14 protein-coding genes are annotated in these 14,480 nt (G+C 71.1%); 5 read left to right on the top strand and 9 right to left on the bottom strand.

The annotated features are described in order from the left end of the window. Positions 1–77: 77 nt before the first annotated feature. The 3 genes from AVL59_RS01270 to AVL59_RS01260 form a co-directional block, all read right to left on the bottom strand. Positions 78–1,316, bottom strand: a complete 1,239-nt coding sequence (locus tag AVL59_RS01270) for an NAD(P)/FAD-dependent oxidoreductase (protein ID WP_067316759.1) — start codon at positions 1,314–1,316, stop codon at positions 78–80. Between the two features lie 104 nt (positions 1,317–1,420). Further along, positions 1,421–2,365: an RNA polymerase sigma-70 factor gene (locus tag AVL59_RS01265; protein ID WP_067299365.1), complete on the bottom strand. Its 945-nt coding sequence runs from the start codon at positions 2,363–2,365 to the stop codon at positions 1,421–1,423. Between the two features lie 10 nt (positions 2,366–2,375). Continuing rightward, positions 2,376–3,182: a TrmB family transcriptional regulator gene (locus AVL59_RS01260; protein WP_067299364.1), complete on the bottom strand. Its 807-nt coding sequence runs from the start codon at positions 3,180–3,182 to the stop codon at positions 2,376–2,378. A 252-nt stretch (positions 3,183–3,434) separates the two neighbouring features. Here AVL59_RS01260 and AVL59_RS01255 point away from each other — a divergent pair, with 252 nt between their 5' ends. Together AVL59_RS01255 and cutA are read left to right on the top strand one after the other, a co-directional pair. Continuing rightward, positions 3,435–4,688 (top strand): S53 family peptidase, encoded by a 1,254-nt coding sequence (locus tag AVL59_RS01255; protein ID WP_237281410.1) that lies wholly within the window; start codon positions 3,435–3,437, stop codon positions 4,686–4,688. 136 nt (positions 4,689–4,824) lie between these two features. Beyond that, positions 4,825–5,157 (top strand): divalent-cation tolerance protein CutA, encoded by a 333-nt coding sequence (gene cutA / locus AVL59_RS01250; protein ID WP_208870284.1) that lies wholly within the window; start codon positions 4,825–4,827, stop codon positions 5,155–5,157. 48 nt (positions 5,158–5,205) lie between these two features. On the opposite strand, the gene AVL59_RS53845 is transcribed toward cutA, so the two are convergent. After that, a complete protein-coding gene (locus AVL59_RS53845) occupies positions 5,206–5,496 on the bottom strand; it encodes a hypothetical protein (RefSeq protein WP_067299363.1) in 291 nt (96 codons plus the stop codon). Positions 5,497–6,067: 571 nt separating this feature from the next. Beyond that, the gene (locus AVL59_RS01235; RefSeq protein WP_079146470.1) at positions 6,068–6,334 is read right to left on the bottom strand and encodes a GntR family transcriptional regulator; all 267 of its coding nucleotides are present in this window, start codon (positions 6,332–6,334) and stop codon (positions 6,068–6,070) included. A gap of 149 nt (positions 6,335–6,483) precedes the next feature. Between AVL59_RS01235 and AVL59_RS01230 the strand changes: the two genes are divergently transcribed. From AVL59_RS01230 to AVL59_RS01215, 3 genes are all read left to right on the top strand, one after another. Beyond that, positions 6,484–6,828 (top strand): hypothetical protein, encoded by a 345-nt coding sequence (locus tag AVL59_RS01230; protein ID WP_067299360.1) that lies wholly within the window; start codon positions 6,484–6,486, stop codon positions 6,826–6,828. Then, the gene (locus AVL59_RS01225) at positions 6,828–7,046 is read left to right on the top strand and encodes a hypothetical protein (RefSeq protein WP_237281409.1); all 219 of its coding nucleotides are present in this window, start codon (positions 6,828–6,830) and stop codon (positions 7,044–7,046) included. Before AVL59_RS01230 ends, AVL59_RS01225 begins: the two co-directional genes overlap by 1 nt. Before the next feature lie 393 nt (positions 7,047–7,439). Next, positions 7,440–8,114: a class I SAM-dependent methyltransferase gene (locus AVL59_RS01215; RefSeq protein WP_067299358.1), complete on the top strand. Its 675-nt coding sequence runs from the start codon at positions 7,440–7,442 to the stop codon at positions 8,112–8,114. A gap of 28 nt (positions 8,115–8,142) precedes the next feature. On the opposite strand, the gene AVL59_RS01210 is transcribed toward AVL59_RS01215, so the two are convergent. The 4 genes from AVL59_RS01210 to AVL59_RS01195 form a co-directional block, all read right to left on the bottom strand. Then, positions 8,143–10,380 carry a transglycosylase domain-containing protein gene (locus AVL59_RS01210; RefSeq protein ID WP_067299357.1) on the bottom strand — a complete coding sequence of 746 codons (2,238 nt, stop codon included), beginning with the start codon at positions 10,378–10,380 and terminating at the stop codon, positions 8,143–8,145. 20 nt (positions 10,381–10,400) lie between these two features. Beyond that, entirely contained in the window at positions 10,401–12,593 is a 2,193-nt protein-coding gene (locus AVL59_RS01205; protein ID WP_067299356.1) for a bifunctional polysaccharide deacetylase/glycosyltransferase family 2 protein, read from the bottom strand. 14 nt (positions 12,594–12,607) lie between these two features. Continuing rightward, the gene (locus tag AVL59_RS01200; protein ID WP_159399848.1) at positions 12,608–13,408 is read right to left on the bottom strand and encodes a hypothetical protein; all 801 of its coding nucleotides are present in this window, start codon (positions 13,406–13,408) and stop codon (positions 12,608–12,610) included. Positions 13,409–13,562: 154 nt separating this feature from the next. Next, the gene (locus AVL59_RS01195) at positions 13,563–14,057 is read right to left on the bottom strand and encodes a DUF1877 family protein (protein ID WP_067299354.1); all 495 of its coding nucleotides are present in this window, start codon (positions 14,055–14,057) and stop codon (positions 13,563–13,565) included. Positions 14,058–14,480 lie beyond the last annotated feature (423 nt).

Raw genomic sequence — 14,480 nt, 5'->3', positions numbered from 1 at the left:
ACGGCCGTTCAGCCGAGTCAACGGCGTATCGGAGGCCGGGTGCCCTCGCATCGGGGGCACCCGTCGCGCCGTGTGCGTCAGGCCGGCTCCTCGACCGTCGAGGCCGCCGGGGCCGCCGGAGCCGTCAGGGACGGCTCCTGTACGACGCGGCGGCGCCGGGCCGGCGCGAGGGTCGGGTGGGCGACACCCCAGGCCGCGCCCTTGCAGATCAGCTCCTTGTAGACGGCGGCGACCCGTCCGGTCAGAGCCGCGCCGAGGGAGCGGTCGTCGGCGGTGACGTACTGGATCAGGCCTTCCCTGCGGCCCAGCGAGATGCACTGGTTGAAGTAGCGCACCGGCACCTTCGGGAGCTTGTGGCCGGTCAGCCGCGCCGCGATGGCGTCGGCGGCCTGCCACGCGGTGGGCACGCCCGAGGCGCACGACATCCGCAGCGGCTTGTCGCCGGGGCCCATCGCGCTCGCCGCGTCGCCGACTGCGTACACGTCCGGGTGCGAGAGCGAGCGCATCGTCCGGTCGACCACGATCCGGCCCGTGCCGGTGACCTCCAGGGTGGTGGCCTTCGCGAGGGGGTGGACGGCGAAGCCGGTGGTCCACACGGTGACCGCGGCCGGGACGGACGTACCGTCGGCGGTGGTGAGGCGGTCGCTCTCCACCACGGTGACGGCGGCGTGTTCGTGCACGGTGATGCCCAGCCTGTCGAAGACCTTCCGCAGGTGGCGGCGGCCCTTGGGCGAGAGCCAGTCGCCCAGTCCGCCGCGGGCGGCGAGGGCGACGTCGAGGTCCGGGCGGGCTTCGGCGATCTCGGTCGCGGCCTCCACGCCGGTCAGGCCGCCGCCCACCACGACCACGGACTGTCCGGCGTCCAGGCCGGCCAGGCGCTCGCGCAGCCGGAGCGCTCCGGGGCGAGAGGCGATCTCGTGGGCGTGCTCGGCGGTGCCGGGGACGCCCTGGTCGTTCCAGGCGCTGCCCAGGGCGTACACGAGGGTGTCGTACTCCAGCTCCTCGGTCTGCGGCTCCCCGGCGCCGTTCGCGCCGCCGTCCGCGCCGGTGACGGTGACGGTCCTGCGGTCGACGTCCACGCCCGTGACCTTCGCGAGCCTCAGTTCGACACCGGTGCCCGCGAACATCTCGCCGAAGGGCCGGGGCCTGAGGTCCTGGCCGGCCGCGAGCTGGTGCATCCGGACGCGCTCGACGAAGTCCGGCTCGGCGTTGACGAGGGTGATGGTGACGTCTTCGCGGTGCAGCCGCCGGGCGAGACGCCCGGCGGCGGTGGCTCCGGTGTATCCGGCTCCGAGGACGACGATGCGGTGCTGCATCTCCATGCTCCTGTCTTCAGCGGGTTCGCACCTTGAACCGGGCGGCCCGCCGTTCCCTGACAGGAACGCGATGTGAAGCACCTCACACAAGCGCCTCGCCGTGGTCAGAAGGCCTTGAACAGGGGTTCACCGTGGTCGGCGGCCGCCCATCGCCGGCTCGCGCGTTCGAGCTTGTCGGGGTTGACCTGGTTGCGGAACGCCGCGATGCCCTCGGCGGTGATCTCCAGGCACATCACGCCGACGACCCGGCCGTCGAGGACCGCCACGACGGCGGGGGTGCCGTTGGCGGCCATGACGTGGACCTCGGGTGAGCCGCCCGTCAGGTCGCGCTTGGCCTTGCTCGGCTTGAACAGGCCACGCATGAACGTCGCGACGGCGAGGGCGCCCTCGAACGCCTTGGCGCGGGCCGGGATCTTGCCGCCGCCGTCGCCGATCGCGATGGCGTCCTGGGTGAGCAGCCGCACGAGCGGCTCGGTCCGCCCGCTGGTGGCGGCCGCGAGGAACTCGTCGATGATCCGCCGCGCGGCGGCCTCGTCGACCTCGGTGCGGGTCCTGCCGTCCGCGACGTGCCTCTTCGCCCGGTGGAGGATCTGCTGGCTCGCCGTCTCGGTGATGTCGAGGATCTCGGCGATCTCCCGGTGCGGGTAGTCGAAGGCCTCCCGCAGCACGTACACCGCCCGCTCGTTCGGGGTGAGGCGCTCCAGCAGGACGAGGACCGCGTACGAGACCGATTCGCGCTGTTCGGCGGTGTCGGCCGGGCCGAGCATCGGGTCCCCGGCGAGCAGCGGCTCGGGCAGCCACTGGCCCACATAGGTCTCGCGGCGTGCCCGGGCCGAGGTGAGCTGGTTGAGGCACAGGTTGGTGAGGACCTTCGTCAGCCATGCCTCGGGAACCTCGATGTGACCGACGTCGGCGGCCTGCCAGCGCAGGAACGTCTCCTGCACGGCGTCCTCCGCCTCGCTCGCGGAGCCGAGGAGGCGGTAGGCGATGGCCTCCAGACGGGGCCTGGACGCCTCGAACCGGTCCACGTCGCTCATGGTCAGGGCCATGGCCCGGATCCTAGCCCGGCCCGGGCACGGCGTCCTTCCACACGGTGTGGAAGGCCAGCCGCAGGCAGGCCGCGAGAGCCGGGTGCTCGATGAACAGTGTGGTGGTGGTGCCCGCGCCGGCCACCGGGTCGGGCATGTCGCACAGGACGAGGGAGGCGTCGGCGATGACGAGTTTCAGCGGCAGTTCGGGGGCGAAGCGGGCGTCCTCCCCCGCGGCGGCGAAGCGCCGCACGTGCTCCACCGTCTCGGGGTCGCCGAGGGCGTCGTCGAGGTAGATCGCCCGGACGGTGCCGCCCGCCCGGTGGAGCCGGCGGACCACGGCTATGCCCTCCGTGTTCTCGGCGGACGCGACGAACGGCGGCTTGCAGAAGGTGAGAAGTTCGTGCCGCGCCTGCTGCTGGATGTCGGCGAAGCGCTCGGCGATGGCCTTCGGGTCGCGCAGGATCTCGATGTAGTCGAGCGGATCGGTGTGTTCGCGCCCCTGGGACCAGAGCGGCTGCAGGACACCGGCCAGTCCCTGCGAGACCCGCTCCAGCCGGTCGAGGGACTCGCGTTGCAGCGCCATCAGCCGGGCGAGGGCCAGCTCGGGCGTGACGGCGGAGTACGTGGCCACGCGCCCGGGGTGGGTGGTGGCCAGATGCCGCCGTACGAGTGCGTCCAGGACGTCGTAGACGCGCTGGCGCGGCACGTCGGCCTCCCGGGACACCTCGGCGGCCGTATACGAACCACGCCTGATGAGCGCCAGGTAGACCCGCGCCTCGTAGCGCGCCAGGCCCAGTGACATCAGGTCGTTCACGGCTCCCGCTTCCAGCTCCATGGCAGCACAAGGTAGCGGGAGCGCCCGGGAGTTGAGGGCAAGGTTTTACCAACGGCCCCTATTCCGACGGAGAAGTTGTCAATAGCCTCATCAGTAGCCACCACTGACCGGGGTGGCAACAACCAACAGCATGCCCGGAAGTCGGCTCCCCCACGGCCACCCCCAACGGGCTGATTGTCATGCCCTCGTCAGCACGACACTCGGTCCGGCCGCCGTGGAGGAACCATCCATCCCCCCACGGAGGGCAGTTCATTGCGTTCTCATCGCCGTAGGACCTCGATACGTCGCGGCGCGCCCGCGCTCCTGTCCGCAGCGGCTCTGATCACCGGCGGCCTGGCCGTCGCCACCCAGTCGTCGGCCTTCGCGACGACGACCACCCCCACGTCGTCCGCGGCCTCCACGGTGCACACCCACCGGCTCTGTTCGGAGCCGAGCAAGCCCGGCTACATGGCGTGCCAGTCGGTCGTCCGTACCGACGTGAAGGCGCAGAAGTCCCTCGGCCGCCACGACACCCCCAAGGGCTTCGGACCGGCTGACCTGCAGAAGGCCTACAACCTCCCCAAGGACGGCGGCAAGGACGCCACCGTCGCGATCGTCGACGCGAACGACGACCCGAACGCCGAGAAGGACCTGGCGGCCTACCGGTCCCAGTACGGCCTGCCGGAGTGCAGCACGGGCAACGGCTGCTTCAAGAAGATCGACCAGGACGGCGGCACCAACTACCCGGCTCCCGACGCCGGTTGGGCGGGCGAGATCTCCCTGGACGTGGACATGGTCAGCGCGGCCTGCCCGCAGTGCAAGATCCTGCTCGTCGAGGCCAAGTCCGCCAGCATGGAGGACCTCGGCGCGGCCGTGAACCAGGCCGTCAAGCAGGGCGCCAAGTACGTCTCCAACAGCTACGGCGGCGCCGAGGAGTCCAACGACACCTCCGCGGACGACCAGTACTTCAAGCACCCCGGCGTCGCCATCACCGTCAGCTCCGGTGACAGCGGCTACGGCGTCGAGTACCCGGCCGCCTCGCAGTACGTGACCGCCGTCGGCGGCACCTCGCTCAAGAAGGACAGCAGCACCCGCGGCTACTCCGAGTCCGTCTGGGGCACGTCCGCCGGCGGCGAGGGCGCGGGCTCGGGCTGCTCGAAGTACGACGCCAAGCCGTCCTGGCAGAAGGACACCGACTGCGCCAAGCGCGCCGTCGCCGACGTCGCGGCCGTCGCCGACCCGGCCACCGGTCTCGCCGTCTACGACACCTACCAGGCCAGCGGCTGGAACGTGTACGGCGGCACCAGCGCCTCCGCGCCGTTCATCGCCGGCGTCTACGCCCTCGCGGGCGCCCCGGGCTCCGGTGACGTTCCGGCGTCGTACCCCTACACGCACCCGGACAAGCTGAACGACGTCACCGACGGCTCCAACGGGTCCTGCAGCAACTACCTGTGCAAGGCGGGCAAGGGCTACGACGGCCCGACCGGCCTGGGCACCCCGAACGGGGTCGCGGCCTTCACCAAGTAGAAGTCCGGCGTAGAAGTTCCATGGTCTGCTTCGCCCCGTCGGTCGTCCGGCGGGGCGAAGTGCTGTGCGGCGACCCTTTTCGGTGCGCGTCCTATCGGGCACGAAGAGGAACAGACGCGGGGATAACGTCTTCGGCATGGCTGACCATGTGCAAGTGTCGACGGCAACGGAGACCCGCGAGCAGGCCGTAGAGCTGGCCCGATCGGTGGTCGCGGGTCGACTCGCAGCGGGTGCACAGATCATCGGCCCCGTGATCTCGGCCTTCTGGCATGAGGGTGAGTTCGGGACCGGTGAGGAGTGGCAACTCCTGCTGAAGACCCGGATGGACAGGTACGCCGAGCTGGAGGGCCACCTCTTGGAGCACCACCCCTGGAAGAACCCGGAGTTGGTGGCCGTGCCCATCGTGGCAGGGTCGGATGCCTACCTGCGGTGGGTCGACGCGGTCCTCGGGATGCACGCCTCCGAGTAGCTCCGGACGGTCAGGCCCCGGCTTTGCGTTGTTGTGCGTTCCCGGCGCCTACGCTGCGCCGACACCTCTGTGGTCGGTCCACGACTGGCACGCCTCAACCATGGCTTTCAACCAGTCCGCATCCGGCTTCCGCTCGGCGAACGCGCTGCACATACGCAGATTGGCCGCGGCGAAGGCGTTGATCGCACCCGGCACGGCCTTGTGCCACGCGGGCAACTGGGAAGCCCACTTCTCCGCGCCGGCCGGGGTGTGGCCGGCCGCGATCAGCTGAACGACCAGAAGGGCAGGATCGATGAACCCGGCTCCCATGGTCGGCCACGCCCAATCCACGGCCCACACGCGGCGCTCTCCTACGAGCAGGTTGCCCGTTCCCTGATGAGGGAGTCCCGCCGGCCGCCGGGCCGATTACGGACAGCCTTGATGAAGAAGGGGCCGTTCTCGCACTCGACAATGGCCGTAAGGTCCGAGCTGGCCCCGTGTGCGGTGCGCCGGATCTCCGCCACCGGGCCCGTGTGCTCCCGGATCACAGGTTGGATTGCGGATCCGAGTAGGTCGGTGTCCATGTGCCTATCAGTTCCTCGGGGAGCACGAACTACCAGGGAAGCCCGGAGAGCACTCGCTTTCGTCGCCGCCACCGCCGCCGCTGTCGTTGTCCGGTCCGCAGGGGCTGTCGGGGCCACAACTGCGGGAGACGTTGAGATCCGCCCCCGCCGGATGATCGCGTTGGCCTCATCCATCTCAGGGCCGCCGAGGATAGCGTTCAGCGGCGCATCCTGAACGTTCCCCACGCCCATCCAGGTCGAGAACACGCATGGGCCACCCCGAGGCTGACATGTGAGCACTCGGCGCGCCCCTGCTGTGGTGCTGGACCGGCCGCCGCGCCTTCACCCATGCGGACGATTCGAAGGGGTCACACCATGCCGCTGCCGGCCTGGTCCTCAGAGTGGTTGTCCACCACATACACGCCCATGCCCGTCACCGTTTCCACGAGCCCCTCGTCCTTCAACACCTTCACCGCTTTGCGCAAGGTGTCGCGTGCTACGCCGAATTCGGCTTCCAGTGCCACAAGGCTTGGGATGCGGCGGCCGGGCGGGATGGTGCCGTTCGCGATGCGGGCGCGCAGGTTCTCGGCAATCTGGCGGTACGGCGGGACTGGCCCTTCCCGGTCAATGGTCATGACCGAGACAGTAGGCGGCGAGCGTGTACCTGCCATAGCTACCCCAGAGGCTAGACGGGGGTAGTACACCTAATCTACGCTGCGGAAAAGCAACACCCCGGCGAGGTTGTGGGACCTCCCGGGGCTTGGCCACAGCTACTGAGGAGCTGATGACAGTGAGCATTATCCACGCGTTACTGCGGTGGGCACTGGGCCTGTTCGTCCCCGGTACCGGCAGGCGCCGGGCCGAGTCCCGCCCCGCCGCCGTACCGGCCCCCGCGCACAGGCCCGAGGCACCCCGTACCGCCGCACCATGGCCCCCGACTCACCGCTCGCCGTACGGACTGGACACGCCGCTCGACGGCAGTGCGAACGCGATCGTCCGCCCGTACCTCCTCGAAGACGAGCGCGAGCGGGCGGCACGACAGAGTCGGCGGCGGCTGGCCCTGGTCCTCGCGGCCGACTTCGGTATCGATATCGACCAGCACGTGGTCGGCGCCGAGGCGGTGGCGTGATGGGCGCAACCATGAAGCGGCCACAGGGGACGAGGAGCAGCGCGGAAACATCCTGGCTGTCGGCCGAGTGCGCGCTCGCCTTCCGCCCCGGCTACGAGGACCTGCACGACGCCTGCCGTCAGACGGCGGACCTGCCGTTGCCCGGCAGCGTGGGCCTGCTGCTGATGCGTCGCTGCCCCTGCGCCTGCCACGCGTCGGCTACCCGAGGCACGCGGTGAACGCCGGAACCCCGCCCCAGCCGGGCGAATCCCGCCTGACGATCCACATCTACCGGCTCACCCCCGACGGCAAGCACCTCGGACGGTCGAGCCGTCACACCATCACGGCCAACCCCGACCCGGAACGCCTCGTGGACTCGCTCACCTGGCCCCCATGTCGCTGCCCCCACTGCCGCACCACACGGAACTGAGCGGACTCTCGCCCGGTGGCTCCACTCTCACGTCCGGCCACCGGGGCGGGACGGCCTGCGGACTTCCTCCCCTTGAGCAAGGGAGGGACGGCCTGGGAGGTGTCGCCCACGCCGTGGCGTCATTCGCTCACGTGCGGGAGGGAGCGCCGGTACGGTATCCGGCTCAAGGGACACCGGTCACTCCACCCTCCCGAGGAACTTCATGCCCCACGCGCCCATGACACCGGCCGAGTACTGGGACAAGTACAAGCCCTTCAAGGGCGAGGGCCCCCAGCCGGCCCCGCAGGCCGACCGGTTCGACTGGACGCAGTACACCAGGCACGGCCCCGGAGCCGAGGTCCTCGGCCGGCCCCGCCGCGCACTGGAGCTCGGGCCGGCGGAGGGAAAGGAAGCCGCCCACCTGGCCCGCAAGGGTGTTGAGGTAACCGGCGTCGACTTCTCCTCCGTCCAGGTCGAACGCGCCCGCGCCTGGTGGAAGGACACGCCCGGCCTGTCCTTCCTTCAGGGCGAGGCCTGCGCCTACCTCTCGTCGACGCCTGCGGAGTACGACGCGATCTATTCGGTATGGGGGGCCGTGTGGTTCACGGACCCCGAAGACCTGTTTCCGCATGTCCTCAAGCGCCTGGCTCCCGGCGGGGTCTTCGCGTTCTCGCAGGCCGAACCGGTCGCTGGTTCTCACGGCCCTCAGCAGATGCGGGGCAAGTGGCTCGAAGGCCGTGAGCACGAGCTGACCGTACTTCGCTGGCAGTACACCCCTGAGATGTGGGCGGACATCCTCGCGCGGCACGGCTTCACCGACATCGACGCCCAGGTCCTCAAGGCTCCGGAACCGGGAAACCTGGGCACGCTCATGGTGCGCGCCCAGGCACCGGCGTAAGGCGGTCCGCCTGCCAGCGTCGCCGACCTCAACGGCACTTGTGCGGACGGCACCTGGGGCGGCTCCCCGGAGTAGGGGCGGCCGTGGGAGTCGCCTTCCTCTTCCTGTCGGGGCCGTCGGTCCGCTTGGCGTGGGGTGGCGTCGCGGAGGGGGACGGGGACGGAGCGCCGGGCTCGTCGGTGCCCTTGCCGAGGGGGACGGGGGCGGGGAAGGGGGTGTCGGGGAGGCCGGCGAGGGCGTCGCCCATGTACCGGGTCCAGATGGCGGTCGGGATGTCGCCGCCGAACACCTTCCGCAGGCCGCCGACGCCCACCAGGGACTGCAGCTGGGGGTGGGCCGGGTCCTCGCGGAAGAGGACCACGGAGGTGGCCAGTTGGGGCGTGTAGCCGACGAACCAGGCCGAGCGGTAGTCGTCGGTGGTTCCGGTCTTGCCCGCGGCCGTCCTGCCGAGTGCCTGGGCCTTGGTGCCGGTGCCCCGGGCTATGACGCCCCTGAGGACATCGGTCACGTTGTCGGCGACCGCCGCCGGCAGCGCCCGTACGGGGGCGGGGGCGGTGAAGCCGTGCAGTGCGGCGCCGTCGTGGGTCACCTTGGTCACCGAGTAGGGGGTGGCCTGCATACCGGAGGCGGCGAACGTCGCGTAGGCGCCCGCCATGCGAATGGCGCTCGGTGTCGAGGTGCCGATGTAGAAGCCGGCGCTGTCGGCGGCGAGGCTCTCGGGGCGCAGGCCGAGGCTCTGGGCCGTCTTCGCCACGTTCCCGTAGCCGACCTCCTCCCCCAGTTGCACGTACGGCGTGTTGACCGACTGCTCCATCGCCTGGCGCAGCGAGATGTAGCCCCAGCGCTGGGGGGTGTCGTTGTGCTGGTGGAGGAGGCCGGTGGGGTCCTTGTCGTCGGTGACGTAGTCGCCCTGCTGGTCCTTGATCCTGATGCCGTCGTCGCCGTCGAACTTGCTGGCGGGGGTGATCGGCGCCGGGGCCTGGCCGGGCCGCAGCACGGCTCCGTGCTGGAGGGCGGCGGCGAGGACGACGGGCTTGAACGTCGAGCCCACCGGGACGCCAGAGGTGTCGGCGTTGTCCGAGTAGTGGGCGTGGTCGAAGCCGGGGCCGCCGTAGACGGCGAGGATCCTGCCGGTCGCGGGGTCGACCGAGGCGGCTCCGACCTGGACATCACGGTCGGCCGACCGGTGGGCGGGGTCGAGGCGCTCCGCGCGGACCTTGGCGACGGCCCTGGCCAGTGCCGCGGTCCGCTTCCTGTCGAAGGTGGTGTGTATCTGGTAGCCGCCCCTGCTCAGGCTGCCGTCGGTGATGCTCGGGTCGTGTGCCTGGGCGTACGCCCTGGCGAGCTGGACCAGGTAGCCGGTTTCGCCCGTGAGCCCCGAGCCGGGGGTCCACTTCTTGGGCGCGGGGAATCCGGCGGCCGCGTACCGGGCCCGCTGCCCGGGCGTCATCCTGCCGGTCTGCACCATCCGGTCGAGCACCCAGGACCAGCGTGCCTTCGCCTTCGCCCGGGCCGTGGGGTCGGAGTCCGCGTGCTGGATGAGACTCGGCTCGTTGACCGCCGCGGCGAGGAAGGCTCCCTGGCTCGCGTTCAGCTTCTCCACCGGCAGGCCGTAGTACGCGCGGGCCGCGGCCTGGATGCCGTTGGCCTGACGGCCGAAGAAGCAGGTGTTCAGATACCCCTGGAGGATCTGCTGCTTGCTCATGCCGGCGCCGATCTTGGTGGAGATCAGCAGTTCCTTGAGCTTCCGTGAGAGCGTCTGCGACTGGTCCAGGTACGTGTTCTTGACGAACTGCTGGGTGATCGTCGAACCGGACTGGACGGAGCCGCCCTCGGCCATGTTGACGACGGCGCGGAAGATGCCCTGCGGGTCGATGCCCGGGTCGGTGTAGAAGGACGCGTTCTCCGCGGCGATGAAGTCCCACCGCACGTCGGCGGGTACCTGCGCGAGCGTGACGTTCTGCCGGTCGACGCTGCCGTCGGTCGCCAGGACCGAGCCGTCCGACCAGTAGTAGACATTGTTCTGCAGCAGCGTCCTGGGGTTGGGGTCGGGGATGGTGACCGTGGCGTAGGCATAGCCGACGGCGGCCGCCGCGACACCGAAGAACAGCAGGAAGGAGCCCAGCACCTGCCAGACCGACGGCAGCCAGCGGCGCGGGCCCGTCCTGCCCCGGCGCGGATAGTCGATCCAACGTTTCTTCTGCGGCGCCGCTCTTCGCGCGCCGCCGTTGGTGCGCTGTGGCGGCCGGCGGCGGTGTCCGCTCATGGGCCTGGATCACTGTCCTTTCAGTACGGCTGCGTGGTTTCGTACGGTGTCGGCTGCTGGAGGGGGCTCGCGCCCTTCGGGGCCCGCAGGCTGCCGTACCGCTCCATGCGCTGCCATCTCAGCCTGGAGCCCGACAGGGCCGTGAAGACGGACTGGATCACCACCAGGTACATCAGCTGCCGGTAGACGAACTGCTGCAGCGGCAGGCTCCACAGGGGGCCCGCGCGTTCCCCGTCCAGGCGGAACGCGTACAGGCCCATCAGAAGTTGCAGGAGCAGGAAGGCCAGCCAGAGCCCGATGATCCGGACCGGGTCGAGGAAGAGCAGCCCGTAGACGGCGAAGATGTCCACGGCGGGTGCGAGCAGCGGCAGCAGCACCTGGAAGAGCAGCAGGTAGACCAGGCCGCGGCGGCCCAGTTTCCCGGCCGCGCCCCGCTGCACCAGGGCGCCGCGGTGCTTCCACATCGCCTGGAGGGTGCCGTAGCACCAGCGGTAGCGCTGCCGCCACAGGGCGTTCAGCGACGCGGGCGCCTCGGTCCAGGCCACCGCGCCCTCCTCGTAGACCACACGCCAGCCGGACCGGCACAGCGCCATGGTGAGGTCGGTGTCCTCGGCGAGGGTGGCGTCGCTGACGCCGCCGAGGGCCAGCAGTGCCCGGCGGCGGAACGCGCCCACCGCCCCCGGGACGGTCGGCATGCATTCGGCGAGGTCGAACAGGCGGCGGTCGAGGTTGAAGCCGACCACGTACTCGATGTGCTGCCAGCGGCCGAGGAGGCCGCCGCGGTTGACGACCTTCGCGTTGCCCGAGACGGCGCCGACTCGGGGGTCGGCGAAGGGCTGCACGATCGTGCGGACGGTGCCGGGTTCGAAGACCGTGTCGCCGTCGACCATGACCACCAGCTCGCAGGTGGCCGCGGCGAGGCCCGTGTTGAGCGCGGCGGGCTTGCCCGCGTTCCGCTGCCGGATCACCCGCACCCCCGGCAGGCGGAGCGACTCCACCAGATCGGCGGTGCCGTCGGTGGAACCGTCGTCCACCACGATGATCTCCACCGGATGGTCCGAGGCGAGCAGGGAACGCACGGCCGCCTCGATCCCGGCGCTCTCGTTGTACGCCGGGACGATGACGCTGACCGGTTCGTTCACCCGCTCCCAGGACCCGCCGCGACGCCCCGTCCGCTGCCTCCGGTGCCGACGGGCCGCGACGAGTACGACCGCCGCGCGCAGCACGCTGACCGCTCCGGCCGCGTACATCAGCAGGCCCAGCAGCCATACGGCCCAGTCGCCGGCCTGCAACACCGTGACGAGGGCCATCCCCTGGAGGTGCTCGCCCAGTCCGGCGGGCTGGACGGGCCCGGCCATGCCGACCGCCGCACCGACCGTCGCGAACTGGAAGCCGTGCGCCTTGAGCCGGGGGATCAGGGTGCTCAGCGCCGCGACGGTCTGGGACCGGTCACCGCCGGCGTCGTGCATCAGCACGATCTGCCCGGCGTGGCCGTGCGGAGTCGCGTTGGCGAGGATGCGGTCCACACCGGGGCGCTGCCAGTCCTCGGCGTCCTGGGTGGACAGCACCGTGACATAGCCCGCCGCGTCGGCCTGCTTCAGGACCGACCAGTCGGCGTCGTCCAACGCGTCGGGCTTCGAGGAGTACGGCGGCCTGAGCAGTGCGGTGGTGACCCCCGCGGCACCGGCGACCGCCAGCTGCGTCTCCCGCAGTTCCAGGGAACGCTGCCACGGGGCGAGGCGGGCCAGGTCGGGGTGGGTGAAGGTGTGGATGCCGATCTGGTGGCCCTCGGAGACGATCCGGCGGACCAGTTCCGGGTGGGCCACGACCTGGGTTCCGACGACGAAGAACGTCGCGTGCACATGGTTACGGCGCAGCACGTCGAGGATGCGCGGCGTCCAGACGGGGTCGGGCCCGTCGTCGAAGGTGAGCGCGATGGTGCGGTCCTCGACCCGGGCGGTGTGCGCGGCGCCGGCGGCGTCCGCGATCACCGGGCCGCCGTGGGCCACCTGGGCGGGCACCGCCTCGCTCCGGCCACGGGCACCGGTCACGGCGTCCGAGGTGATCCCGAACATGTGGTGGGTGTAACCCTGCAGCAGGAGCGCCGTCGACAGGGTCACCGAGAGCACGCTCAGCACGAGCCAGTGGGTACGAGGTGTGGTCCGGCGGGTGCGGCAGCGGGCAGGAGCGTCGCGGTGTCGGCGATCGGTCATGTCAGGGCCTTGCGTCACTTCACTGGTCTGTGGGACGAGCCGAGGCCGCGCCCCTTGGAGGAGTGGGCAGGGGCGGCGGTCGAAGTGGGCGCTGCCGAGGGCCGGGAAGTGGCCGCGGGGGCGGTGGAGGCCGCCGACCGGCCGGTGGGGCCGGGGGCCTTCGGCGCCGCGGTGCCGGAGCCTTTCCGCGCGGCGCTGCCGGAGCTCTTCCGCGTCGCGGCCGGGCTCGCGCCCTTCGTCGAGTGTCCGGTGCCGGACGGGGAGTCGGGTGCGGTCGACCTGGGCGTGGCCGGGTGCGTGGGGTCCGCCTGCGGGACGAACGGAGAGCTGATGCCGGGGCCGCCCAGCATCGTGCTGATCAGCAGGGCGACATAGCCGGCGGCGGGGATCACCAGCAACCGGGCGGCCCGGTGCACATGGCGCTGGCGCCGACCCGAGGAATCGACGAAGACGGGCCGCACGGACTCGCTCTCGGGTATGTCCGTTTCTGATACGGAACAGCCGGGCGGGTCGGGCACCGGGAGCTGGGCGGTGAGGACGTCACCGTGCGGGGAGTGCCACCCCGTCGGGACGTCACCGTGCGGGGAGTGCCAGCCCGTCGGGGCGTGACCTGCCGGGTGCGTCCACTGCGCGGGTCGTGCCCCGCCCCAGGGCTGCGGGACCGTGTCGGCGGTGGCACCCCGGCCGTACTCGTGGCCGTAGGCATAGCCGGCGGTGGCACCTCGGCCGTACTCGTGGCCGTAGGCATACGTGTACCCGACTCCGCCGTACGGATCCTCGCCGTACGCCACTCCGCTTTCGTCTGTCCACCGCACGAGTCGCGTCCCCTTGTCCCGGCCGACCGACAAGGTCGCCCACATGGAGAGAGCGAACGCGCCCGGAAGTGTTACACCTGTGACTCATGGGACGGACGAAGTCGCCCGGAAGGGTTGTCCGGGCACATGGGGAGCACGTGGACCGATACTCGCCTCAGACGGGCAGCCACTTCACCACCGCGTCACCGCTCTCGGCCGTCCGGGCGTAGAACGCCCTCAGCTCCCGGTGCGCCGCGGCGAAAGCGCCCCAGGTCTCGGGCTCCGCGGACACACCGCCGTAGCGCGGCAGCAGCTCACCGCGGGCGAAATCCCACAGCGCGTCGAAGTCGGCCGCGCTCAGGAACCCGGCCACCCTGCGGGCCTGGGCCGCCGTCAGCACCAGCAGCCGTGGCCCCGCACGGCCGGTGCGGCACACCGGACGGCCACCGAGCACGACCTGGGCCCGGGGCTCGCCCCCGGCACCGTGCGGGAGAGCGCCGGCGTAGATGCGCTCCTGGTCCAGATAGCGCTCGTCCAGCACCTCCTCGCGGTGCCGGCCGCACGAGTGCCGGACCGCCTTCACGTCGTCCTCGAACTGCCGCTCCAGCCAGGTCGCGCTGTTGCGCAACGCCGGGGCCGGTACCGCTCGCATACGGAGGTACGTACTCATGCCAGAAGGAGCGCACAAAGGCCCCGAAGCATCACACGGCCGATGAATCCCCTCGTCAGGGCCCGTCGCCGGCCGGAAACGAGGGGGCGCGGCCGGAACAACCCGCGCAGTGGGCGGGTGCCCGGCCGCCCCGCCCCTCTCCGTGCCGCCCACGGGGGGAGTCATCGGCGGCACGGACAGGGGACGGCGGGGCGGTGTCCGGCGGGCGTTCGCCCGCGCGGGTACCGACCCCGATACTCAGCCAGCGCACGACCGGCGCGAAACGTCACCCGGCCAAAACCGCGCCGTTCTCCGGACCGCCGAGCGGGCCCTCCCGCCCCGACGACCGCACGGCGGGACTCCTGCGACGTGAAGGGCCACTGGGGCGTTGTGACACTTCTGTGAGCGCAGGCGCTGTTCATCATGGGGCCGCCGACGCGACCG

Origin of the sequence: Streptomyces griseochromogenes (assembly GCF_001542625.1) — a bacterium.
GTDB classification, from domain to species: Bacteria; Actinomycetota; Actinomycetes; order Streptomycetales; family Streptomycetaceae; genus Streptomyces; species Streptomyces griseochromogenes.
Note: the sequence above shows the minus strand (reverse complement) of the source record. Positions and strands in the feature narration are given on the sequence as shown.